This is a genomic window from Sphingosinithalassobacter tenebrarum, assembly GCF_011057975.1.
GTDB lineage: Bacteria > Pseudomonadota > Alphaproteobacteria > Sphingomonadales > Sphingomonadaceae > Sphingomonas > Sphingomonas tenebrarum.
This window is the reverse complement of the sequence record NZ_CP049109.1, coordinates 2,630,846-2,654,696: the sequence shown is the minus strand read 5'-3', so window position 1 is coordinate 2,654,696 and position 23,851 is coordinate 2,630,846. Positions and strand designations below refer to the sequence as shown.

The following is a 23,851-nucleotide window of genomic DNA, read 5'->3' as shown; positions in this document are numbered from 1 at the left end:
AGAGGAAACCAATGGTATCGGCAAGCGAGGCGCAGCCGCAACGACTACACCCGCATGCCGGCTGGCTTTTCGTCGTCGCGATCCTGACCGGAGCGTTTCTGTTGTTCCTCGTGCAGCCGATGGTGGCGCGCATGGCGCTGCCGCGGCTGGGCGGCGCGCCGGCGGTGTGGAACAGTGCGATGCTGGTCTATCAGGCGCTGTTGCTCGGCGGCTATGCCTATGCCCACTGGCTCGGCCGGTTCCAGCCGCGATTGCAGGCGGGTATCCATCTGGGCGTGCTCGCGCTGTGCGGCCTCTGGTTGCCGATCGGGCTGATGGCAATGCAGCTTCCCGCGCGGGTCGAGCCGGCATTGTGGGTGCCCTGGCTGTTCGGCGCGTCGATCGGCCCGTTGTTCTTCGCCGTTTCGGCGCAGGCGCCGTTGATCCAGCGCTGGTTCAACGCCGCGACGGGCGGACGGGACCCCTATGCGCTCTATGCCGCGTCGAATGTCGGAAGCTTTGCCGGACTGATCGCCTATCCGCTGCTGGTCGAACCCCAGCTTGCGCTGCACGGGCAAAGCCTGTTGTGGAGCGCAGGCTATATTCTCGTCTTCCTGCTGGTCGCGGCGTGCGCGCTGCTGCTTCCGCGCGGAGGTTCGGTGCGCGCACGTGTCGCGCCGCAGAGCGAAGCGCCGCGGGCGCGGCGCGTGCTGCACTGGGTCGCGCTGGCGTTCGTGCCCTCGGGGCTGATGCTGGCGACCACGACGTTCCTCACCACCGATATCGTTGCGGTGCCGCTGCTGTGGGTGCTGCCGCTCGGGCTCTATTTGCTCAGCTTCGTTGTCGCCTTCGCGACGCACAGGCTCGCGGCGAATCTGGCGAGCTATTTTACCCCGGCGATGCTGCTGCTCTTTGGTGCGACGCTCATTTCAGGAAACCAGGAATATAGCTATCTCAATGCCGCCATCGGGCTGACGCTACTCTTCTTCATCGCGGTCACGCTGCATGCGAGGATGTACGTGCTTCGGCCGGAGCCGGACCGGTTGACCGGCTTCTATCTCGCCATGTCGATCGGCGGCGCGCTGGGCGGAGTCTTTGCCGGGCTGATCGCGCCGGTGCTGTTCGACTGGACCTATGAATATCCGCTGCTGATCCTCGCCGCCGCATTGCTGGTGCCGCAACAGATTCTGTTCGGCTTCCTGCGACATTTCTGGAAAGGCGGCCGCCGCGCCGAATGGCTGAAGTCATCGGCGATCATCCTGCTGGCCGGTCTGTTTCTCTGGCTCGGCCTTGCCGGGGCGGGCGAGAGCTACAGCGACCGTTCGGCCAACATCGCCTTTCTCGGCATTGCCACGCTCGGCCTGATATCGATCGGGCGGCGCGTGCCCTTCTTCGTTGCCCTCACGGCCGGGCTGGTCGCGCTGGGAGGCTATCACGCGATCCAGCTATCGCTCGCCGGAGACCGCACGCGCAGCTATTTCGGCGTCTACACCGTCACCGACTATCCCGAGGAACGCCACCTCGCGCACGGCACGACATTGCACGGCGTCCAGCTCAAGGGTGACAAGGCGACACAGCCTACCACCTATTATGTCCGCGATTCGGGAGTGGGTCAGGCGATGCGGATGGCGCCGTTCCTCTATGGCCCCGCTGCGCGAATCGGCGTCGTCGGTCTGGGGACGGGGACGCTCGCCTGCTATGCGCGGCCGGGCGAACAATGGCATTTCTTCGAGATCGATCCGGTGATGGTGCGACTGGCACGCGATTCGGGGGATTTCAGTTTTCTGTCGCGTTGCATTCCGGGGGAACCGGCGATCGCGATCGGCGACGCGCGCATGCGGTTGAACGAGATGGCCGACGACAGTTTCGATCTGCTCGCGCTCGATGCCTTTTCCTCCGACGCGGTGCCGATGCACCTGATGACGGTCGAGGCATTCGAGACCTATGGGCGGGTGCTGGATGACAGGGGGCTGCTGCTGGTACACATTTCCAACCGCTTCCTGGCGCTGTCACCGGTGGTCGCGGCGGCCGCCGAACGGACCGGCTGGCATGCTGCGCGGATGGTCTATTATCCCCCTGCTGCCGAACGGGCCGATCAGGCGACGGTTTCGGACTGGATCGCACTCTCGCGCGACAAGGATGTGCTCGATGCGCTGCGCGTGGCGGGAGACGGGTGGCAACCGCTGGCGGCACGGCCCGGTATTTCGGCCTGGACCGACGACCATGCTTCGATCGTGCCGCTGCTGCGCGCATTCCACCCGGAACTGGCCGATGATTGAGTCGGGCTATTCCCCGGCGAGCCGACGTTCGAGCGCTTCGATGCGTGTCCGCTGGCGTTCCGCCGCGGCGTTCGCCGTCTCGCTTGCCGTCTGCAGCGCGGGATAGGGCGGCTTCCCGTCCAGCCCGCGCTGGATCGCCAGCGAATCGAGCGTAACCGCGGCGTCGAGTGTCTGCCCCCGGGCCGAATCGAGAATCCCCAGTGCGGCCTGTGCATCGAGCCACAAATCGCTTCCCGTCGCCGTCCCTGCGGCGACGGCGACTTTCGATTCGGCGCCGCGTGCCGCAGTGTCGAAGGCAGTGATGGCCATGTCGACCTGTTCGCGCAGTTCGGCGATTCGCGTGTCGAGCGCGGCATCGGGCGTCGCGACCGGCGCTGGAACTTTGGGTTCGGCGAGGCTCTGATCCTCGATATCGCGCGGCAGCAGCGAGGGATAGCGGTCGGTGCCATCGGCACAGCCGGCAAGCGCCGTCGCGCCGGCGAGGAGGAGCAGATGCACTATGCGTTTCACACTTACGCTCTATGCGTCGAAAAAAGGTCGCGCAACGGGCTTGCGCTATTGCGGAGACGCTTCTATGTCCCGCCCTCCAATGCGCGCCCGTAGCTCAGCTGGATAGAGCATCAGACTACGAATCTGAGGGTCGGACGTTCGAATCGTTCCGGGCGCGCCATTAAAAACCCCGGCAGGTCAGCGACTTGCCGGGGTTTTTATGTTTCCGGGCCAGTCCGGTGCGGTTTTGCGGACGCGCACCGGGCCGAGTCTAGACGGTCGGCGGGCTGCTTGGCAGCACCACCACGATGCGAAGGCCGCCGATCGGCGAGCGCCCCGCCTCGATCCGGCCGTGATGCGCATCGACGATCGCGCGCGCTGTGGCGAGGCCGAGGCCGGAAGCGCCCTGCTGCGCATCCTCGGTGCGGCCCGATGCACGGTAGAATGGCTCGAACAGCCGTTGGGCAAGTTCCACGTCCACGCCCGGTGCGCTGTCGTCGATGATCAGTCGCCAAGCGTCCCGAGAGCTTTCCAGCCCGAGCACGATGCGTCCGCCGCCGGGCGTATAGCGCAGGCTGTTCTCGATCAGCGCGCCGAACAACTGCTCAATGCGCGCGCCGTCCCATTTCACCAGGATGGTATATTCGGGCAGCGTGCTGGTTTCGAGGCTGACGCCCGCCGCCTTGGCGCGCTTGCCGTTGTCCCACACCGCATTGTGGATCAGCGCGCGGGGATCGACCTGGTGGAAAGTGACGGGCAGGCGCCCGAGATCGGCCAGCGCGACCGCGCTCAGATCCTCTGCCATGCGGCTCAGCACATGCTGGTCTTCGCGCAGTGCCGCGAGCTGGTCGGGATCGACCGGTGGTTCCATCGCGGCAAGCGTGTCGAGCCGCTGGCCCAGATCCTCTGCAGGCGCCTTCAATTCGTCCGCGATCGACACCAGCCAGGTGCGGCGCGCGGTTTCGAGGCGGCTGAACTGCTGCGCGATGCGATGCAGGTTGCGCATCGTCGATGCGGTTTCCAGCGAGCCTTGCTCCTCGAAATAGGTTTCGTGATCGCCCTGCACGATGTCGCGGCTCATCTTGTAAAGCGCGACCTGCGGCTTCGACCAGCGCCGCGCCAGCACATAGGCGGCGACGAGCAGGATGACGAACATCCCGATGATGATCGCGCCGATGCCGAGATACTGGGTGCCGAGAAACTGGCGGTCATAGTCGGTCAGCTGCGGCTCGCGGGTGATGCGCAGGAGCCCCAGCGTTTCGCCGTTGACGCGGACCGCCGCTTCGGCGCGCGGGGGCTCGGCGCTGTCGGGTCCGGTCACCGGGTTGCCCCCGGGCGTTACGAGCTGGATCCGGCCGGCGAGGCGGCTGGGCGCATCGCTGTTGTACCCGGCGACGAAGCGTGCGAGCGGCGTGCCGCCTGACACTGCCGTTTCCGCATGGCGGGCGACCAGATCGAGTCGCTCGCGATCCTGGTCGGCAAGCTGGACGCCATACCCATAATGGGTGTTCCAGACGAGCAGGCCGCCGGAAACCGCGGTGACGAGCAGTGCCAGCCCGGCGAGCGTGGAAAAAATAGCGGAAAAAAGCCGCACGACCCCTGTTATCCCCCAAACAGCAACAGCGCAGTTGCTGCGTTAGCTCCGCGCGGTCTGCGACACAAATGCTTTACCACGGCCGATTGTCGAGCGAATCGAGAATGCGGGCACCGGCCATGAAGACGGCGATCGGGCAGACCGCGAAGAGCAACCATCCGCCGGGTCCGGGAAACCGGTCCAGGTAATGGATGCCGCGTTCCACCGCGCCGGTGGCGAGCCCGTAGATGACGAGGAATGCCTCGAATTTGGTCTTGATGACGAACAGGCGCGCGATACGTCGGAACATGCCCAGATGGTAAGCAAGGCCCGGGCCAAGCCGAGATATGCGTCGTTTCGCATTAAAACCTAGGGTTAACTGTCAATTAATTCGACAATATCCAGGGTTTCGAGCAGCGCTCTGCGCGCGGTTTCGACATGCGCGATCAGCGCGGGATCGCCGATTTCGTCCTGCGGGATCGCCTCGGGCCAATGTTGTTCGACCACCCGTGCGATCGCGTCGAGCCGGTCGTTGTCGACCAGGAAACGCGAGTCGATCCGCGCCGGATCGGCAACGACGCGCAGCCGCAGGCACGCGGGGCCGCCGCCATTCGCCATCGACTGGCGGACATCGACGATTTCGAGCCGCCGGATCGGGCCGTTGCCCGCCACCAGTTCCTGCAGCCATTCCCATACGGCGGGAGTCTCGCGGGCTTCGCCGGGCAGGATCAGCGCCATCCCGCCTTCGGGGAGCGTCACCAGCTGCGCATTGAACAGATAGGATGCGATGGCATCGGCCAGGCTGATGCGCGCGGCGGGGACTTCGATGATCTCCACCCCTGGAAACGCGGCGCGCAGATCGGCGTAGAAGCGTTGCTTGTCGGCAAAGGCCAGCTCATGCGCGAAAAGCACATGCTCATTGGCGACGGCGACGACATCATTGTGAAAGGCGCCGGCGGCGATCGCGGCTTCGGATTGCTGGACGAACAGCGTCCGTGCCGGATCGAGCCGGTGATGCCGCGCCACCGCCGCACTAGCCTCAACATGCTGGCGGGCGGGGAAGGGGCCGCCCGAAATGCCGTAGACGAAGACTTCGACACCGGCTTCGCCATGCGCGGGAGTCAGCCGCATATGGTTCGCCGCGCCTTCGTCGCCGAACGGAGCGGGGACGGGGGGATGCACCGCAAAGGCCGGATCGGCGAAGGCGAGGCGAAGCTGCGCCAGCGTTTCGCGCCATTCGTGGCTGCGATGCGGCATCGTCACCAGATTGGCGACGGTCAGGTGGCACTTCCCGTCCGCCGCGTCTGGGGCGGGGGAGACGGTCGCGGCATTGGCTGCCCACATCGAAGAAGCCGACAGTGCCTGCGCCTGCAGGTGCGGTGCGGCGTCGGCGAAGCCGGTGGCGAGGCTTTCCAGCCAGCGATGGTCGGGGCGCGCCTGCGGCAGAAAAATGCCCTGGGTCAGCCCCAGCGCGATATTGGTGCGCATCTTGGCGATGCCCTGCAATGCCGCGGCGCGCGGATGCGAGGAAAGCCCGCGATTCTTCGTTGCGGCGAGATTGCCCGGGCTGAGCCCGGCATAATTGTGGCTGGGGCCGATGATCCCGTCGAAATTGATTTCGATGCGTGTTTCAGCGCGCGACATGGATCACCTCGCCGCCTTCGCCGATATCGAGCGCGGCGGCACTGCCCGCGTCGATGCGCAAGCCGTCCTGACCGGTGGCGACCTTGCCCAGCACGCAACGGAAGTCGGCGAGATGCCCGCCCGCCACCAGCGCGGGTTCGCCGGCTTCGCCCACGGCCCGCACGGTTTCGGTGCGTGCCTCGCGGATCGATTTCACCTGATCGGTGCGCGCCGTCATCGTCGGTCCGCCGTCGAAGATGTCGATATAGTTTTCCCAGGCGAAGCCTTCATTTTCCAGCATCCGCATCGCCGCGCGGCCATTGGGGTGCGGGCGGCCGATCACCGCGCGCGCGCTTTCGGTCAGCATCGCGGTGTAGATGGGGTGTTTGGGCATCAGATCGGCGATGAACTGGTTTCCGTGCAGCGCATTGAACTCGTCGGCTTCTTGAAAGCTCATCCCGAAAAAGCGCCCGGCGACACCGTCCCAGAAAGGCGATCCGCCGGCCTCGTCGATCACGCCGCGCAGCTCGGCCAGGATGCGGTCGCCGAAACGCGCGCGGTGGCGCGCGATGAACAGATAGCGGCTGCGCGCGAGCAACATGCCGAGGCCGCCGGCGCGTTCCTTGGGGTGCAGGAACAGCCCGCCGACTTCGCTCGATCCTTCGAGATCGTTGGCAAGGCTGAGCAACTGCGCGCGGAAGGTACGGTTCAGCTCCTGGCTGTGCTTGGTCACCATGCCCAGCCGATAGCTGTAGAAGGGCCATTTCTGCCCGACCTGCGTGAACAGCTGGCAGGTGCCGCGGACTTCGCCCGTTTCCACGTTTTCCAGCACCAGCACGAACAGCTCGTCGGCGATGCTGTCATCGGTGCGTGCGAACGCCTGATGGCTGCGATCCAGCTTGGCGCGCAGCGCATCCTTCTCGGGCGGCAGGTTGGTGAATCCCCCGCCGGTCAGCTTCGCCATTTCATACAGCGCTTGCAGGTCTTCGTCGCGCGCGGCGCGGATTACGAATGTCATGGGTGCCCCTGTTCGGCGATACGCAACATGGTGATGGCCGAAAGCGCGGCACGTTCGCTCAGGCTTTCGGGAATGAGAAATTCGTCGGAGGAGTGGATCGCGCCGCCGCGCGCGCCCATTGTGTCGACCACGGGCACGCCGCACGCGGCGATGTTGTTGCCGTCGCACACGCCGCCGGTGGCTTTCCACGCAATGTCGAGGCCAAGGTCGGCGCCGACCCGCTTGACCAGCCCGAACAGCTTTTCGGCACCCGGGTCGATCGGTTTGGGCGGGCGATTGAAGCCACCGTGCAATTCGATCTTCACGTCATATTCGGTCGCGACTTCGGCGACGGCGGTGTCGAGCGCCGCCTGCGCGCGGGCGATCGCGCCTTCGTCCTTTGGCCGGAAATTGATCCTCAGGACCGCCAGTTCGGGAACGACGTTGTTCGGCCCTCCGCCTTCGATCCGCGCCGGATTGACCGACAGCCCCTCGCCGCGAATGGCGAAGAGCCGCACCGCCAGCGCGCCGGCGGCGACGATGGCGTTGCGCCCGTCGTCGGGATTGCGCCCGGCATGCGCGCTGCGCCCGTGGACGATCAGCGAGAAATTGCCTGTTCCGCCGCGTGCGCCCGCCAGCGTGCCGTCGGGCAGCGCCGGTTCATAGGTGAGCGCAGCGACCTTGCCCTTCGCCGCTCGCGCCAGCAGCGACGCGGAGGAAAAGGAGCCGACTTCTTCATCCGAATTGATCACCACTTCATAGCCCAGCCGCGATGCGACCGGGCTCTGCTCGACGGCCTCGAGTGCGGCGAGCATCAGCGCCAGCCCGCCCTTCATGTCCGCGGCGCCAGGCGCGTTGAGATGGCCGTTGTCCAGCCAGCGCTCCTCCTGGAACGGATGATCGGCAGGGAACACCGTGTCCATATGGCCGGTCAGCAGGATCTGTACCGGTGCGTCGGAGCGCACGGTCAGGTGAAAATGGCGTCCGTGATCGAGGCTTTCGACAGTGCCGTCACTGTTTACGCTTTCCACCGGCTCCGGCGCCTCGAGTGCGATCTCGCCGGGCAGCGATGAAAAGGCGTCGGCCAGCAGATCGGCCATCCTGCCGACCCCGGCCAGGTTGCGTGTGCCGCTGTTCACCGCGACCCATTGCCGCGTGCGTTCGAGCATCGGCGAGGCCGCGCAGCGTTCGACGGCTTCGGTTTCTTGTGAGGACAGCGCAGTCATCCCGGGCATCTAGCGCCAAACGCCGCGCAGGTGAACCGGTCGCGGTGTCAGAAGTCGACGACCAGCCCCGCGCGCGTGGTGGTGTCGGTGCTCTCCCGGTTCGACGCCGGATCGCTTTCATATTGCAGATTGTAGGAAAGCTTCGCCGAAAGCGGGCCAAGGACGCGGAAACTGAACGATGTCTCGCTCGAAAGCGTGCTGTTCGCTGTCTGGACATAGGCCGAGGCGTTCTGGCGAAAGTGGATGCTCGGCGACAGCTTCCAGTGGAAATCGAGCGAACCGCGCGCGCCCACATACCCCTCGCTGGTGTCGTCGGTATAACGAGTCTGACGAAAGGCCGGACCGAGCTCCAGCTCCAGTGTCATCCCAGGCTGCTTGATCGGCGTGTAACCGAGACCGGCCGAAAGCGAATAGCGTTCGTCGAACCCGGAAAAGCGATCGCTTTCGAATTGCGCGGCGCCATAGACATAGCCGCGGTCGTCGATCTTGAAATTGGGTTCATAGGCGGCGAGGTAACGCTCCCGCGTGGTCACGCCGAGACTTTCCTGATAGTCCGCCTGAAGCCGCAGTTTGTGACGCCAGCGAAATCCCTCGCGACGCAGCCCGATCGAGCCGTTCAGTCCGATATTGCGGGTGTTCCCGGTCGAGCGATAGCCGGCCAGTTCGATCTTGCCCTTCACCAGGTCGAGGAAGTCGGAGTGGCGCAGCCGGCGCTCGGCGCTGCGCCGCCGCGCGGTATTCCATTCATTGGCGATGCGCGCGACTTCCTCCGCGCTCTCGGGTGCCGCGGCCTTGGTATATTTGACGATGGTAGCGACACCGCTTTCATCGCCGGCCTCCATCGCCGCCTCCAGCATCGCCTTGATGGCGGGCGGGATGACGACCGGATCGTCGGTGTTGGCAAGGAGCAGCGGGACGGCAAGCAGGATCAGTTTACGCACAAGTGACTCCTAGCCGCGAGCAATGGGCAGGAAAAGGGCAGGTTCAGGGCAAATCGCGCCATTGTGCCAGCGGTCGTTCGAAAATGCGGACGAGCTCCTCGTAGATCTCGCGCTTGAAGCCGACGATCAGTTCGGGAAGGTGGTGCGGCTCGGCCCAGCGCCAGGCGCGGAACTCGGGTTCGGGTGTCATGATATCGATATCATCGTCCCCGCCCAGAAAGCCGTAGAGGAACCAGCGCTGCCGCTGGCCGCGCCATTTGCCCTTCCACACCTTGCCGATCAGATCGTCGGGCAGGTCGTAACGCAGTTCGCCGGGCGCTTCGGCGATCGGCTCTACCAGATGGGAGCCGATACCGGTTTCCTCGCGCAGCTCGCGCACCGCAGCGTCGCGCGGGGCCTCGCCCGGGTCGATTCCGCCCTGCGGCATCTGCCAGGCTTCGAGCGTAGAATCGAGCCGCTGGCCGACAAAGACGAGACCTTGGCGATTGGCCAGCATTACGCCGGCGCAGGGGCGATAGGGAAGGGTGTCGGGATCGATCATGCGCTCCTCCTAGTCCTTGGCGCCGCACCTGTGTAGATAGGCCGTGTTTCGCATGCGGGACGGGTAGCAGGATCGAGGTCGGGCGACATGGCCAAGGCAAACAAGCGCAAACAGGCGCAGGCGGCGCGCGGCGCCGCGATCAACGACGATTTCCGGCAGATGATCGCCGAGCGGCTGCTCGAAGGCGCCGAGCCGGATGACCTGGCGAAGCGCGTCTCCGGTTCGGCTGGGTTGCCGCTGGCGCTGGTCGAGCAGGAAATTGCGCGCGCCGCCAAGAGCCCCTATCTCCAGGCCGCCGAAAAACTGCGTAATCGCATCGGCAAATGGGAATGGGTGCTGCAGAACAATGCGCGCCTGGCCGCCAACGATCCGCACGGACTGGAAATCCCCGTCATCGGCAAGGTTGATGGCGAGACCTTCTATCGCGACTATTATCGCGCCCATCGCCCGGTGGTGATCCAGGGGCAGTTCGATCACTGGGAAGCGCGCGAGCGCTGGTCGCTCGATTATTTCCGCCGCGTGCTCGGCAATCGCGAGGTGTTCGTCCAGACCGGACGCGAATCCGACGAGAACTACGAAATCAACACGCGCGATCACGGCGCGATGCGCCCTTTCGGCGAACTGTACGAGCGGCTGGCGTCGGAAGAGCCGACCAATGATTTCTACATCACCGCCAACAACAGTGCGCAGAATCGCGAGACTTTCCGCGCCTTCTATACCGATATCGGCGAGTTGCCGGGCATTCTCGCCCCGGGCGGGCAGCGCGACGGATTCATATGGGTCGGACCGAAGGGGACGATCACGCCCTGGCATCACGATCTGACCAACAATCTTCTGATCCAGATGGTCGGTCGCAAGAAAGTGTATCTGGTGGCCAGCCACGACACGCCGAAGATGCGCAACCATTTCCATTGCTACAGCCGCTGGCAGCATGACGAGCTGCTGCCGGGGCCGGCGACGAAGGAGCGTCCGGCGGTCCTCGAATGCACCCTCGGGCCGGGCGATGGGTTGTTCATTCCGATCGGCTGGTGGCATTGCGTGCTCGGGCTCGATCAGACGATCGGCATGTCCTTCACCCAATTCGCATGGGACAATGATTTCTACAGCGATTACAAGAGCTACGTTGCGTTTTAAGAGATTTTGGAAGGACGCCCTCACCCTTCCGGCGCTACGCGCCTCCCTCCCTCTCCCGATGGGAGAGGGAAGAGCTGCCGCAGGCAGCGAAGGGTGAGGGTGACCATCCGATGATGATCCCCATCGTCCACCACCCCGAATATGTCGCGCCCGCGCCGGCGCGTTCCACCTATCAGTGGAACAAGAACGGGCTGGTGCGCGACTTGCTGCGGGATGCCGGTGCCGAGCTTGTCTGGCATGAGCCGGAAGCTATGCCGACACAGTGGCTCGAAGCGGTGCATGACCCCGAATATGTCGCCGAGATTCTCGAAACGCGCGTGCCGCTGCACAAGACGCGGCGGATCGGCTTTCCTGTTACGCCGCCGGTGGCGAGCCGCGCGCGGATCGTGCCGGGAGGCACCTGGCTGGCGGCCAAACTCGCGCTTGAACACGGCTTTGCCGCCAACACGGCGGGCGGCAGCCACCATGCGCTCGCCGATACCGGCGCGGGCTTCTGCATCTTCAACGATCTGGCGATCGCCGCGGTGAGGCTGGCGGAGGAGGGGAGCGTCCCGCGCATCCTGATCGTCGATTGCGATGTCCATCAGGGCGACGGAACCGCGTCGCTGCTCGCCGGGCGGCACGACATCGCGACTTATTCGATCCATGCCGAAAAGAACTTCCCCGCCCGCAAGGCGCGCTCGACGCTGGACGTGCCGCTGGCGGACGGCACCGGTGACGCGGCCTATCTCGCAACGCTTCGCGAAACACTGACTCCACTGGTCGACAGCTTCGCTCCGGCGATGATCCTCTATCAGGCGGGTGTCGACCCCTTCGCCGAGGATCGCCTAGGGCGGCTCTCGCTGACGCGCGACGGATTGATCGCGCGCGACCACTGGATCGGGCAGTTTGCCGCCGCGCGCGGGCTTCCGCTCGCCAGTGTGCTGGGAGGCGGATATGGCGTTGACGCGATGGAGGTTTCGCGCCGCCACGTGACTTCGATTCTCGCGCTCGGGACAGGTTATGCCCAAGCCGACATTGCATCGGTCCGGGGTTTTTCTACCTTGGGGTTTGACGGCGAGAGGCGTAGAGCGCCCGCCACGCAATAGAGTTCGCAGGAAGTTTAGATGGCAACTGCCGCCCATATCCAGACGCCGGAAGAGGCGTCCGCCAACCCGCCGCCCGAAGCGGTCGTCGTGCGTTTCGCCGGTGACAGCGGCGACGGCATGCAGCTTACCGGGGGGCAGTTCACCCTCTCGACCGCGCTGGCGGGCAATGATCTGGCGACCTTCCCGGACTTTCCCGCCGAAATCCGCGCGCCGCAGGGCACGCTGTTCGGCGTCTCCGCCTTTCAGATCAATTTCGGTTCGAACGAAATCAACACGGCAGGCGACGCGCCCGACGTGTTGATCGCGATGAACCCGGCGGCGCTCAAGGTGAATGTCGAGCATTTGAAGCCCGGCGGCCTGATCATCGCCGACGAAGGCGAATTCGGCGACCGCAATCTCGCCAAGGCGAAGTATGACGCCAATCCGCTCGAGGATGACAGCCTCGCCAAATGGCGGCTGATGAAGCTCGATATCTCGGCGCTTACGGTCGAGGCGGTGAAGCCCTTCGGCCTGAGCAACAAGGACTCGCTGCGCTGCAAGAATATGTGGACGCTCGGGCTCGCGCTCTGGATGTTTGATCGCGATCGCCAGCCGATCGTCGACTGGCTCAAGGCGAAATTCGCCAAGGCGCCCGAGCTGGCCGAGGCCAATATCGCCGCATTGAACGCGGGCCATGCCTATGGCGAAACCGCCGAGATCGGCGGGCAGGTGGGGCGGCTTCACGTTCCTGCGGCGCCTGCCGAGCCGGGCCTCTATCGCACCGTCACCGGGGCGGAATCGATTTCGCTGGGGCTGGTCGCGGGCGCGCAGCTTGCCGACCTCAAGATGTTCTTCGGTGGCTATCCGATCACGCCGGCCAGCGCGATCCTGCACAATCTGTCGCGCTTCAAGGAATATGGCGTCACGACCTTCCAGGCGGAGGATGAAATCGCCGCGGTCGCTTCGGCGCTCGGCTCGTCCTATGCCGGATCGCTGGGCGTTACCTGCTCCTCGGGGCCGGGCATCGCATTGAAGACCGAGGCGATCGGGCTCGCGATCATGACCGAGCTGCCGCTTGTCGTGGTCAACGCGCAGCGCGGCGGCCCTTCCACGGGCCTGCCGACCAAGACCGAACAGTCGGACCTCTATCAGGCAGTGTATGGCCGCAACGGCGACGCGCCGGTGCCGGTGATCGCCGCGCGCTCGGCCGCCGACTGCTTCGACTGCGCGATCGAGGCGGTGCGGATCGCCACCCAGTACATGACCCCGGTCATGCTGCTCACCGACGGCTATCTCCAGAACGCGGCCGAGCCGTGGAAGGTGCCGGACATGAGCGACTATGCGCCCTTCCCGGTGCAATTCCGCGAAGAAGCGCCGGCCGAGGGCGAGAAGTTCGAGCCCTATGCCCGCGACAACAAGCTCGCGCGGCCCTGGGTCAAGCCCGGCACGCCCGGCCTGCTTCACCGCATCGGCGGCATCGAGAAGCAGCAGGGCACCGGCAATATCGACTATGCCCCGTCGAACCATCAGGCGATGACCGATATTCGCCGCGACAAGATCGCCGGGATCGACGTGCCCGATCAGGATCTGGCGCTCGGCGAAGCGGGCGGCAAGCTCGCGGTGGTCGGCTGGGGCTCGACCTACGGGCCGATCTATCAGGCGGTCCGCCGTGCCCGCGCCAAGGGGCTCGACGTCTCGCATATCCATATCCGCCACATCTGGCCGACGCCGAAGAATCTGGGCGAGCTGCTCAAGAGCTTCGACAAGGTGCTGGTGCCGGAAATGAACACCGGCCAGCTCAAGACGCTGCTGCGCGACCAGTATCTGATCGATGCGCAGCCGCTCAACAAGGTCAGCGGCCAGCCCTTCCAGATCGCCGAGATTCAGGCGGCGATCGAGGAAGCCATGCACTAATCCTCCAAGCACCCGCCGTTCGTGTCGAGCGAAGTCGAGACACGGGCAGATGCGGACCACGTCCCTCGACTTCGCTCGGGACGAACGGAAGAAGAAGACTATGAACGACCAGACGCCGATCAAGAAGAGCAGCCCCAAGGATTGGGAAACCGATCAGGAAGTCCGCTGGTGCCCGGGTTGCGGCGACTATGCGATCCTGAAGGCGGTGCAGCGCACCATGCCCGAAATCGGCGGGACGCCGGAGAACACGGTGTTCGTCAGCGGCATCGGCTGCTCGTCGCGTTTTCCCTATTATATGGAAACCTATGGCTTCCACACGATCCACGGCCGCGCGCCGGCGGTGGCGACGGGGGTCAAGCTCGCCAATCCCGATCTCGACGTGTGGATCATCACCGGCGACGGCGATGGGCTGTCGATCGGCGGCAACCACACGATGCACTTGCTGCGGCGGAACCTGAATTGTCAGGTGATGCTGTTCAACAACGAGATTTACGGCCTCACCAAGGGGCAATATTCGCCCACCAGCCGCGAAGGCACGCGCTCGCCCTCGACGCCGTTCGGTTCGGTCGATCACCCCGCCAAGCCCTGCGCCTTCGCGCTCGGCAGCGGCGCGCGGTTCATCGCGCGCGGGATCGACGTGCACAAGAAGCTGCCCGAGGTGCTCAAGGCCGCGCATGCGCATCAGGGCGCGGCGTTCATCGAGATTTTCCAGAACTGCATCGTCTATAACGCCGATGTCTTCGATCCCTTCGTCGCCAAGGCCAATGCCGCCAACACTCAGCTCTGGGTCGAGCATGGCAAGCCGCTGCTGTTCGGTTCGGAAAAGAGCGGTGGCGTGAAGGGCATCGCGCTCGATCCCGGGACGATCAGCCTCAAGGTCGTCGATGTCGAAGGCGATGACTGGGAAGCCGCGGGCGTGCTCGTCCACGACCAGACCAACCGGATGATAGCGCATCTGCTCGTCGAAATGCCGTTCGGCGATTTTCCGATGGCGCTCGGCGTGATCTACGACGACCCCGCCGCGACCTTCGACAGCGCAGTGATCGACCAGAACGCCAAGGCCTCGGCGGGCAAGACGCCCGACCTGCAGAAACTGGTCGCGCAGGGGCAGACCTGGATGGTGGAGAAGCAGCCGCGTATAGAATAGGCTGCGACAGCGCTTGGGAGGGGCATGGATGAAGCAACGACAGCATGATCTGGACGCTGTGCGCGCCATTTTCATGCTGATGGGCATTCCTCTACATACTGTGGGAAATGTCAGCACGCTTTATTCCAGCGACGAATTTCCATTCGTTTTCAACCTGATTCCCGGGTCGATCCAGCTGTTTCGCATGCAAGGATTCTTTCTGATTGCGGGCTATTTCTCCGCAATGCTGTTGTCGCGAATGTCGGCTAGGGCGTTCCTGCTGAAACGCTCCCAGCGTCTTCTTCCGCCGCTTGCGACTGGGTTGCTGCTCGTGATCCCGCTGCGCAGGTTGGTCGACGTTTTGCGACAGGGGGAGGCGGAACCTCTTTTTCCCGCCTGGTGGTCAGCGATTGCTGAACCGCGACTCTACGCCACTGGCCATTTATGGTTCTTGCTTGACCTCATCTATTTCACGGTGGCCGCAGCAGCGGCGTGTTTGTTGCTGGGGAGGCCATCCAAGAAGGCGAGCGCACTGAAGAATGCAGGTTCCTGGAAAATGGGATTGATCTTCTTCGGTATATTCCTTGCCGTTTTTCTCTGGGAAATGTTGGTGGCTGAACTGGATCAGGCGCTTCCTGAACTTCGTTCCAGTCGTTTGGCAGTCAGCTTCGCGTTACATTATGCGCCGTTCTTTGCGATGGGCATCGGACTTTGGTGCGTGCCAGTACTGGACGAGCGATATCGGGAATGGTCGTGGTTCAGCTTTGTAATCGGCGGGACAATGATGTTTCTCTCGCTCAAGTTGCCAGCGTTTCTGCCATCGCAGCTGATTCCGGTGGTGAGGTGCCTCACTACATTTTTCGTGATTCAGGTGTTCCTCGGAGCAGCATATCGCTGGTTTTCAGTAGATCGACGATGGGTACGGTATCTCGTGGACGCTTCATTCACGGTATACATTATTCACCTGCTGATCGTGCAGCTCTTGGTCTGGCTGCTTCAGTCGACAAGTTTGAACCCCTGGGCCATGTTTTCGGTAGTGTTGTTCGGGACACTCCTGTTGTCCTTCGCATTTTGGGAGATATGCGCGCGCAGTGCCACGTTGCGGTATTGGTGGGGCGGGCCGCCCCTGGCTCCCGAACATCGGCAAAAACAGCGTCATCAACCCGGCGACCCGCGCAATTCCGAAACCGAGCTTCAACTCGAGCGCTGAGCCCGTCGCTGCTTGCCGGTGCGGCGTAAATTCCGGTTGCAATCGGAACAATAGCAGGGGTGCTGCTTTGGCAGTGTTCCTGCCAACGGTCTGCGATATTCATGTCACAAGGTACGACCATCCTCTGGTTCCGCCGCGATCTGCGGCTCTCTGATCAGGCCGCGCTCGTTGCCGCCGCGAAGGAGGGGCCGGTGATCCCGGTCTATGTCCTTGACGACGAGACTCCGAGGCATCGCAGGATGGGCGGCGCCTCGCGCTGGTGGCTGCATCACAGCCTTCAGAGTCTCGACGCCAGCCTGCGCGAAAAGGGATCGCGGCTGATCCTGCGGCGCGGCAAGTCGGATGAAGTGCTGGCGCAGATCGCCGAGGAGAGCGGGGCAGGGCGCGTCCATTGCATCCGCCATTACGAGCCCTGGTGGCGCAATGCCGAGCGCGCGGTGGCGGACAAGCTCGATCTCGTCTGCCATCATGGCAATTATCTCGCCCCGCCGGGCTCCGTGACGACAGGCAGCGGCACGCCGTACAAAATCTACACGCCCTTCTGGCGCTCGTTGAAGGACGATATGCCGCCGCGCGAGCCCGCCAACCGCCCGCGCGACATTCCAGTGCCGTCGGACTGGCCGAAATCGGACGATCTCGACGATTGGGGCCTGCTCCCCACCAAGCCGAACTGGGCCAAGGGGTTCGAAGCCGAATGGGAGCCGGGCGGAGCGGGGGCACGCAAGCGCGTGGACGCCTTTGTCCAAGAAGCAGCGCGCTACGAAAGCACACGCAATCTGCCCGGCGTCGAAGGCACCTCACGTCTCTCGCCGCATCTGCATTTCGGCGAAGTATCGCCCGCCTATGTCTGGCATCGCACTTCGAGCGTCGGCGGATCGGTCGGCACATTCCTCGGCGAGATTGGCTGGCGCGACTATGCGCAGAACGTCATCCTGCAATTCCCCGAATATGGCGCGAAGAACGCACGCGATCAGTTCGACGCGATGGAATGGCGCGATTTCCGCTCCGCCACCGTCCGTGACGAATTCGATGCCTGGACGATGGGCCGCACCGGCTATCCGATCGTCGATGCGGGGATGCGGCAATTATGGGCGACCGGCTGGATGCACAATCGCGTCCGCATGATCGCGGCGAGTTTCCTGATCAAGCATCTGCTGATCGACTGGCGCGAAGGCGAGCAATGGTTCTGGGACACGCTGGTCGATGCCGACTATGCGAGCAACGCGACCAACTGGCAGTGGGTCGCCGGGACCGGCGTCGATTCGAACATGTTCGTGCGGATCATGGCGCCGCTGACGCAGTCGGAGAAATTCGATGCGGGGGACTATATCCGCGAATGGGTGCCCGAACTCGCCGGGCTTTCCGATCCCTATGTCCATGACCCCGAGGCGCATGGCTGTCGTCCGAAGGACTATCCGCGCAAGCTGATCGGCCATCGCGAGGCGCGCGAACGCGCGCTGGCGGCGGTGAAGGAAATCTGAGCCTCACGCATTCCGTTGGTGCTGAGCTTGTCGAAGCACCGTTCTTCTTCTTGGGTCGGGCGGAAGAAGAACAGCTCCCCTCGACTGCCAGCCTGCGGCTGTCGCTCGGGACAGGATTCGACAAGCTCAGGGCAAACGGGGGTTGTGGGGATGGAAACGGAAAATAGCCCGTCGCTCCTGCGCAGGCAGGAGCCTATGGCTGTCGATAGTTCGTGGATCGCCTGACACATGTCGGGCGGTCTGTGTGTTGTGTGTCTGCGTCTGGGCAGGGCGCTACAGACATGGGTCCCTGCCTGCGCAGGGGCGACGGCTATCCGATACGCAGAGCGTTCAGCCCACGCGCTCGAAATGCCCGGCCTCGAAACCGGCAACCGCCAGCCTCGCGATCGTGTCGGCAACCACTTCCGGCCCCTTGAGCGTCGCCGGATCCTCGCCCGGAAACGCGCGCGCGCGCATTTTCGTCCTGGTGGCGCCGGGATCGAGGATCGCGACGCGGACCTTGGTCAGGTTGCGCACCTCCTCGCCATAGCTGAGCAGCAGATTGTCGAACGCGGCCTTGCTGGCGCCGTACATGCCCCAATAGGCGCGCGGATTGCGCCCGACGCTCGAAGTCACGCCGATCACCTTGCCCGCTGCCGCCTTGCGCAGCAGCGGATCGAATGCCTGCAGCATCGCCGCCTGCGCGCTAACGTTGAGCGTCAGCACCTTGGCCAGTTCGGCGAAATCCATCGCCGTCACCGGGCCAAGCGTGCCAAGCGCGGCGGCGTTGAGCACCAACGTGTCGATCGCCGGCCAGCGTTCCCCGATCGCCGCGGCCAGCCGCGCGACGCTTTCATTCTCCGCCAGGTCCATCGGTGCGATCGTGGCGCTGCCGCCCGCCTCGTGGATCGCCTCTTCGACTTCTTCCAGCGCATCGGCGGTTCGCGCGGTGAGGATCACATGCGCGCCCTGCGCACCCAGCGCCTTGGCGGTCGCCGCGCCGATACCGCGGCTGGCACCGGTGACGAGCGCCACCTGGTTCGAAAGAGGCTTGTCGGTCATTCTTGCTCCGGGAACGCGCTTATTCGGCTGCTTCGGTTTCCTCGAGCAGCGCAAGCTGATCGGCGGTTTCGCGGTCACGCTGATCGGTCAGCGTGGTCGGATATTCGCCCGAGAAACAGGCGTCGCAATGGCTCGGCTCCTCGCCCCGCGCCGCCTCGCCCAGCGCCTTGTACAGGCCGTCCATCGAAATGAACGCCAGGCTATCCGCCTTGATATGGTCGGTCATCTGCTCGAGCGACTTGTTCGCGGCGAGCAGCTTGGCCTTTTCGGGGGTGTCGACGCCGTAGAAGCAGGGATTCTTGGTCGGCGGGCTGGCGATGCGCATATGCACTTCGGTCGCGCCCGCGTCGCGCATCATCTGCACGATCTTGTGGCTGGTGGTGCCGCGCACGATCGAATCGTCGATCAGCACGATGCGCTTGCCCGCCACGATATCGCGATTGGCATTGTGCTTCAGCCGCACCCCTTCGTGCCGGATCTCGTCGGTCGGCTGGATGAAGGTGCGGCCCATATAGTGCGAGCGGATGATGCCCAGCTCGAAGGGAATGCCCGATTCCTGCGCATAGCCGATCGCCGCGGGCGTGCCCGAATCGGGGACGGGGATGACGATGTCGGCCTCGACCGGTGCTTCCATCGCCAGCTGCGCGCCGATCGCCTTGCGCACGGCATAGACCGAGCGGCCCGCTGATACGGCGCGCGAATCGGGGCGCGAGAAATAGACATATTCGAAGATGCACGGGCGCGGCGCGCGGGGCGGGAAGGGGCGATGCGATTCGATCTCGGTGCCCTTCACCACGATCAGCTCGCCCGGCTCGATTTCGCGGATGAACTCCGCGCCGGCGACGTCGAGCGCGACGGTTTCCGACGCGACGATCACCGCGTCGCCACGGCGGCCGAGCACCAGCGGGCGGATGCCGAGCGGATCGCGGCAGGCGATCATGCCCTCGCGCGTCACGCAGACGAGCGAATAGGCACCCTCGACGCGCTTCAACGCATCGATGAACTTGTAGAGCAGCTGATCGTAATTCGACCGCGCGGTGAGGTGGATGATCGTTTCGGTGTCGCTGGTCGACTGGAAGATCGATCCGGTGCGCACCAGCTCCTGCCGCAGCCGCAGCGCGTTGGAGATATTGCCGTTATGCGCGATCGCGAATCCGCCCTCGCTCAGCTCGGCGAACAGCGGCTGGACGTTGCGCAGCGCCGTCTCGCCCGTCGTCGCATAGCGGACATGGCCGCAGGCGACCGAACCGGGCAGCGCGCGAATCGCTTCCTCATTCTGCTGGCTGAAGGTCTCCCCGACGAGCCCCATCGCGCGATGCGTATGGAAATGATCGCCATCGAAACTGGTGATACCGGCGGCTTCCTGCCCCCGGTGCTGCAGCGCGTGCAACCCCAGCGCCACGAGCGCCGCGGCGCCGTCGACGCCCGACGCGCCGAAGATGCCGCACTCTTCGCGCAGCTTGTCGTCATCAAACGGATTGGTGGTCAGCATCGGTCCCTCAACCGGTCTACGCGGGGCCATATAGGCGCTCGGGGCCGCTTTGTCGCCCTTTTGTAATAGAAAGGTGAACTCTCGGGCTTTTCGTCGGTTTTCCAGGGGGAAAGGAGACCGGTTATGGCACAGGACCACGGCAAGCAGGTCAAGAACGACGACACGTACGAAGCGCTGCGCGACCAGGGCGCCTCGAAAGAGAAGGCCGCGCGAATCGCCAATGCGCAGGCGAATGACAGCGTGAACGAGACCGGCGGGCGCAAGCTTGAGGAGCGGACCAAGGACGAACTCTACGATGAGGCACAGGAGATCGGCATCGAGGGGCGCTCGGAGATGAATAAGGATGAGCTGATCGAAGCGATACGCAATCATTGAGGGGAGGCCCCGGCTTCACCCAAATTCCGTTGGGGCTGAGCTTGTCGAAGTCCCGTCCTTCTCCCCGCCGGCGTCGGAAATGGCAGAACGGCGCTTCGACAAGCTCAGCGCAAACGGAGTTTGGTGTACGGATTCGCATTCAACCTGACGGCTGAATTGCGCTAAGCCTCCCCGCATGGACAGTGATCGCGAAACGGGCACTCTGCTCGACCCCAAATATGACGCCGCAGGGCTGGTGACCGCCGTCGTCACCGATGCGGCGAACGGCGCGCTGCTGATGGTCGCGCACATGAACGCCGAGGCGCTCGCCGCGACTCGACAAACCGGCGAGGCGACTTTCTGGTCCCGCAGCCGGGAGAGGCTCTGGAAGAAGGGTGAAAGCTCGGGCAATGTCCTGCGCGTCCGGGAAATCCGTATCGATTGCGATCAGGACGCGCTTTGGGTGATCGCCGATCCGGCCGGGCCTGCCTGCCATACCGGCGCGCCGAGCTGCTTCTATCGCCGCATTGCCGCCAACGGCGCGCTGGAGCGGATATGAAGCGCGCCGCGCTTGCGGTCGTGCTGCTCCTTGCCGCCTGTTCGGGCGGGGACGAACCGGCAGCGGAAGAGGGCCGGAACCTGCTGCCGCCGCTCGACCTCGAAACCGCCGCGATCGAACGCGGGATGGTGCGCGATCCCGCCAATACCGAAATTGCCGGGCTCTATTCGCGCGATACCGATCGGCTGTGCATCGTGCACGAAGGCGTCGGCTACAAGATCGGCGCCTTTGTCGATTATGGCGACGGCATCACCTGTTCGGCGTCGGGCACCGTCAGTCGGGTGGGGGAGACGATGCATGTCGAACTCGGCGACAAAGCCGAATGTGGCTTCGATGCGCGTTTCGACGGCAACCGGATCCATTTTCCGGGGCAGGTGCCGGATGGTTGCGAGGCATTGTGCTCGGGCCGCGCGTCCTTTGCGGGGTTCGCCCCTGCGCTGCTCAGCGAATCGGAAACAGAGGCGGCATCGGTCCGCGACCCCAAGGGTCGGTTGCTATGTGCAACTGACGGTTGACGTTGACGTAAAGGGAAACTAGATGAGCGGCCATGAACAAGGCCGTTTCCCGTTTCGAACCGCAGCCGGTTCTGCCGCACACCGATCGCGACGAATTCTCGATCTCGGATATGTGCGCCGAATTCGACGTCACGCCGCGCGCGCTGCGCTTTTATGAAGACGAAGGGCTGATCGGCCCCGAGCGGCGCGGCACCCAGCGCGTCTATTCGCAGCGCGATCGCGCCCGGCTCGCCTGGATACTGCGCGGCAAGCGCGTCGGTTTCAGCCTCGCCGAAATCCGCGAGATGATCGACCTCTACGATGTCGACGACGGCCGCCGCGTGCAGCGAAAGGTCACGCTCGATCGTTGCAGGGAACGGATCGACCTGCTCGCGCAACAGAAGGACGATATCGAGGCGTCGATCGCCGAGCTCCAGCAATTTGTCGACCTGCTCGAAAGCGTCGACGACGACAGCAATAACAACTGAGGAAGAGGCACGATGCCCCGTTATACCGCCCCCGTTCGCGACACCCGCTTCATCATCGAAAAGGTGATCGGGCTCGATCGCTATGCCGAGCTGCCGGCGTTCGCCACGGCATCGCCCGAAATCGTCAACGCCGTGCTCGATGAAGGCGGCAAGTTCGTGGCCGAACAGCTTTTCCCGCTGAACCAGAGCGGCGACCAGCAGGGCTGCAAGCGCAACGACGATGGCAGTGTGACCACGCCCGAGGGCTTCAAGGAGGCCTATAAGGCGTTCGTTGAGGGCGGCTGGATGACGCTCGGCGCGCCCGAGGAATTCGGCGGGCAGAACATGCCGCACATCGTTTCGACCGCGTTTGAGGAATATCTGATCAGCGCCAACATGGCCTTCGCCATGTATCCGGGGCTGACCAAGGGCGCAGTCGCCGCGCTGCTCGCGCACGGGTCGCAGGAACTGAAGGAGAAATATCTCCCCAAGATGGTGTCGGGCGAATGGACCGGCACGATGAACCTCACCGAACCGCAATGCGGCACCGATCTCGGGCTCATCAAGACCAAGGCCGAGCCACAGGCCGACGGCAGCTATGAAATCACCGGCACCAAGATTTTCATCTCGGCCGGCGAGCATGACATGGCCGACAACATCATCCACCTCGTGCTGGCGAAGACGCCGGGCGCGCCCGACAGCTCGAAGGGCATTTCGCTGTTCGTCGTGCCCAAGTTCCTGGTCAACGACGATGGTTCGATCGGCGAGCGCAACGGTGTGTCGTGCGGATCGATCGAGCACAAGATGGGCATTCACGGCAATGCCACCTGCGTCCTTAACTATGACGGCGCCAAGGGCTGGTTGGTCGGCGAGGAAATGAAGGGTCTCGCCGCGATGTTCGTGATGATGAACGCCGCGCGCCTCGGCGTCGGGCTTCAGGGCCTCGGCATCGCCGAAGTCGCGTTCCAGAATGCCGTTCAGTACGCCAATGACCGCCGTCAGGGCCGTGCGCTGACCGGGCCGAAGGACCCGGAGGAAAAGGCCGATACGCTGTTCGTCCATCCCGATGTGCGGCGCATGCTGATGGAATCCAAGGCGCAGATCGAAGGGCTGCGTGCGCTCTGTCTGTGGGGCGGGCTTCAGGTCGATCTCTCGCACGATGCGGGCGATGAGGAAGCGCGCGAGCTCGCCGACGATCTGGTCGGGCTGCTCACGCCCGTAATCAAGGGCTACGGCACTGATCTCGGCTACAAGGTCGCGACCGATTGCCAGCAGGTTTATGGCGGGCACGGCTACATCGCCGAATGGGGCATGGAGCAATATGTCCGCGATGCCCGTATCGCGATGATCTATGAAGGCACCAACGGCGTGCAGGCGATGGACCTGGTCGGCCGCAAGCTCGCCCGCAAGGGCGGCCGCGCGGTCCAGGCCTTCTTCAAACAGGTCGCCGGTGAAATCGCCGAAGCCAAGAAGGACGAGAAGCTGGCCGAATTCGCCGGCAAGCTGGAAAAGGCGCTTGGCGACATGCAGGCTTCGACGATGTGGCTCGCCGCAAACGGGATGAAGAATCCGAACGACGCGGGCGCCGCCGCCTATCCGTTTATGGAAATGACCGGCGTCGTCGCGATCGGCCTGATGTGGTTGCGCATGGCGACTGCCGCGCAAGGTTCGCTGGGCGAGGATGGTGCCGATACCAAATTCCTCGAAACCAAGCTTGTGACGGCGCGCTATTATGCCGACCGCATCCTGCCGCGCACTGCTTCGCTGCGCGCGCAGGTCGAAGCCGGCAGCGACAGCATCATGGCGCTCGAACCCGAAGCGTTCGAAGCCGCCTGATCGCCACCGACGGGCGCGCTTTCACTTG

22 protein-coding genes and 1 tRNA gene are annotated in these 23,851 nt (G+C 64.2%); 13 read left to right on the top strand and 10 right to left on the bottom strand.

Translation table 11 applies throughout. The annotated features are described in order from the left end of the window. The first annotated feature begins 11 nt into the window (after nt 1-11). Complete coding sequence (locus tag G5C33_RS13155; protein ID WP_165327637.1) at nt 12-2,258, top strand: fused MFS/spermidine synthase; 2,247 nt, start codon at nt 12-14, stop codon at nt 2,256-2,258. 6 nt (nt 2,259-2,264) lie between these two features. On the opposite strand, the gene G5C33_RS13150 is transcribed toward G5C33_RS13155, so the two are convergent. Next, the gene (locus G5C33_RS13150) at nt 2,265-2,768 is read right to left on the bottom strand and encodes a hypothetical protein (RefSeq protein ID WP_206518560.1); all 504 of its coding nucleotides are present in this window, start codon (nt 2,766-2,768) and stop codon (nt 2,265-2,267) included. Between the two features lie 83 nt (nt 2,769-2,851). Here G5C33_RS13150 and G5C33_RS13145 point away from each other — a divergent pair. Further along, a tRNA-Arg gene (locus G5C33_RS13145) sits at nt 2,852-2,928 on the top strand. Nucleotides 2,929-3,018: 90 nt separating this feature from the next. Here G5C33_RS13145 and G5C33_RS13140 read toward each other — a convergent pair. From G5C33_RS13140 to G5C33_RS13110, 7 genes are all read right to left on the bottom strand, one after another. Further along, the gene (locus tag G5C33_RS13140; protein WP_165327635.1) at nt 3,019-4,341 is read right to left on the bottom strand and encodes an ATP-binding protein; all 1,323 of its coding nucleotides are present in this window, start codon (nt 4,339-4,341) and stop codon (nt 3,019-3,021) included. A 73-nt stretch (nt 4,342-4,414) separates the two neighbouring features. Beyond that, complete coding sequence (locus G5C33_RS13135; RefSeq protein WP_165327634.1) at nt 4,415-4,630, bottom strand: hypothetical protein; 216 nt, start codon at nt 4,628-4,630, stop codon at nt 4,415-4,417. 65 nt (nt 4,631-4,695) lie between these two features. Continuing rightward, complete coding sequence (locus G5C33_RS13130) at nt 4,696-5,964, bottom strand: N-succinylarginine dihydrolase (protein WP_165327633.1); 1,269 nt, start codon at nt 5,962-5,964, stop codon at nt 4,696-4,698. After that, nucleotides 5,951-6,961 (bottom strand): arginine N-succinyltransferase, encoded by a 1,011-nt coding sequence (locus G5C33_RS13125; RefSeq protein WP_165327632.1) that lies wholly within the window; start codon nt 6,959-6,961, stop codon nt 5,951-5,953. Before G5C33_RS13125 ends, G5C33_RS13130 begins: the two co-directional genes overlap by 14 nt. Beyond that, entirely contained in the window at nt 6,958-8,166 is a 1,209-nt protein-coding gene (locus G5C33_RS13120; RefSeq protein WP_165327631.1) for a hydrolase, read from the bottom strand. Before G5C33_RS13120 ends, G5C33_RS13125 begins: the two co-directional genes overlap by 4 nt. Nucleotides 8,167-8,213: 47 nt before the next feature. Next, nucleotides 8,214-9,107: a DUF481 domain-containing protein gene (locus G5C33_RS13115; RefSeq protein WP_228275063.1), complete on the bottom strand. Its 894-nt coding sequence runs from the start codon at nt 9,105-9,107 to the stop codon at nt 8,214-8,216. Nucleotides 9,108-9,150: 43 nt separating this feature from the next. Continuing rightward, nucleotides 9,151-9,648 carry an RNA pyrophosphohydrolase gene (locus G5C33_RS13110; RefSeq protein ID WP_165327630.1) on the bottom strand — a complete coding sequence of 166 codons (498 nt, stop codon included), beginning with the start codon at nt 9,646-9,648 and terminating at the stop codon, nt 9,151-9,153. Nucleotides 9,649-9,735: 87 nt separating this feature from the next. Here G5C33_RS13110 and G5C33_RS13105 point away from each other — a divergent pair, with 87 nt between their 5' ends. From G5C33_RS13105 to G5C33_RS13080, 6 genes are all read left to right on the top strand, one after another. Beyond that, nucleotides 9,736-10,782, top strand: a complete 1,047-nt coding sequence (locus G5C33_RS13105) for a cupin-like domain-containing protein (protein ID WP_165327629.1) — start codon at nt 9,736-9,738, stop codon at nt 10,780-10,782. A gap of 113 nt (nt 10,783-10,895) precedes the next feature. Then, nucleotides 10,896-11,870: a histone deacetylase family protein gene (locus G5C33_RS13100; RefSeq protein ID WP_165328858.1), complete on the top strand. Its 975-nt coding sequence runs from the start codon at nt 10,896-10,898 to the stop codon at nt 11,868-11,870. A gap of 18 nt (nt 11,871-11,888) precedes the next feature. After that, complete coding sequence (locus G5C33_RS13095; protein WP_165327628.1) at nt 11,889-13,763, top strand: 2-oxoacid:acceptor oxidoreductase subunit alpha; 1,875 nt, start codon at nt 11,889-11,891, stop codon at nt 13,761-13,763. Nucleotides 13,764-13,863: 100 nt separating this feature from the next. Beyond that, nucleotides 13,864-14,910, top strand: coding sequence for a 2-oxoacid:ferredoxin oxidoreductase subunit beta (locus G5C33_RS13090; RefSeq protein WP_165327627.1), 1,047 nt, complete (start codon nt 13,864-13,866; stop codon nt 14,908-14,910). Between the two features lie 28 nt (nt 14,911-14,938). Next, on the top strand, nt 14,939-16,099 hold the full coding sequence (locus G5C33_RS13085; RefSeq protein WP_165327626.1) for an acyltransferase family protein: 1,161 nt from the start codon (nt 14,939-14,941) through the stop codon (nt 16,097-16,099). A 101-nt stretch (nt 16,100-16,200) separates the two neighbouring features. After that, nucleotides 16,201-17,580, top strand: a complete 1,380-nt coding sequence (locus tag G5C33_RS13080) for a cryptochrome/photolyase family protein (RefSeq protein WP_165327625.1) — start codon at nt 16,201-16,203, stop codon at nt 17,578-17,580. A gap of 330 nt (nt 17,581-17,910) precedes the next feature. On the opposite strand, the gene G5C33_RS13075 is transcribed toward G5C33_RS13080, so the two are convergent. Both G5C33_RS13075 and purF read right to left on the bottom strand, forming a co-directional pair. Further along, on the bottom strand, nt 17,911-18,621 hold the full coding sequence (locus G5C33_RS13075; RefSeq protein WP_165327624.1) for an SDR family NAD(P)-dependent oxidoreductase: 711 nt from the start codon (nt 18,619-18,621) through the stop codon (nt 17,911-17,913). A gap of 19 nt (nt 18,622-18,640) precedes the next feature. Then, nucleotides 18,641-20,113, bottom strand: a complete 1,473-nt coding sequence (purF, locus tag G5C33_RS13070) for an amidophosphoribosyltransferase (RefSeq protein WP_165327623.1) — start codon at nt 20,111-20,113, stop codon at nt 18,641-18,643. Between the two features lie 123 nt (nt 20,114-20,236). On the opposite strand from purF, the gene G5C33_RS13065 reads away from it, so the two are divergent. From G5C33_RS13065 to G5C33_RS13045, 5 genes are all read left to right on the top strand, one after another. Then, a complete protein-coding gene (locus tag G5C33_RS13065) occupies nt 20,237-20,488 on the top strand; it encodes a DUF7218 family protein (RefSeq protein WP_165327622.1) in 252 nt (83 codons plus the stop codon). Nucleotides 20,489-20,663: 175 nt separating this feature from the next. Further along, nucleotides 20,664-21,026: a phosphoribosyl-AMP cyclohydrolase gene (gene hisI / locus G5C33_RS13060; RefSeq protein WP_165327621.1), complete on the top strand. Its 363-nt coding sequence runs from the start codon at nt 20,664-20,666 to the stop codon at nt 21,024-21,026. After that, complete coding sequence (locus tag G5C33_RS13055) at nt 21,023-21,541, top strand: hypothetical protein (RefSeq protein WP_165327620.1); 519 nt, start codon at nt 21,023-21,025, stop codon at nt 21,539-21,541. The genes hisI and G5C33_RS13055 overlap by 4 nt, the downstream gene beginning before the upstream one ends. Before the next feature lie 32 nt (nt 21,542-21,573). Next, the gene (locus G5C33_RS13050) at nt 21,574-22,008 is read left to right on the top strand and encodes a MerR family transcriptional regulator (protein WP_165327619.1); all 435 of its coding nucleotides are present in this window, start codon (nt 21,574-21,576) and stop codon (nt 22,006-22,008) included. Nucleotides 22,009-22,020: 12 nt separating this feature from the next. Beyond that, nucleotides 22,021-23,823 (top strand): acyl-CoA dehydrogenase C-terminal domain-containing protein, encoded by a 1,803-nt coding sequence (locus G5C33_RS13045; protein WP_165327618.1) that lies wholly within the window; start codon nt 22,021-22,023, stop codon nt 23,821-23,823. Nucleotides 23,824-23,851: the final 28 nt, after the last annotated feature.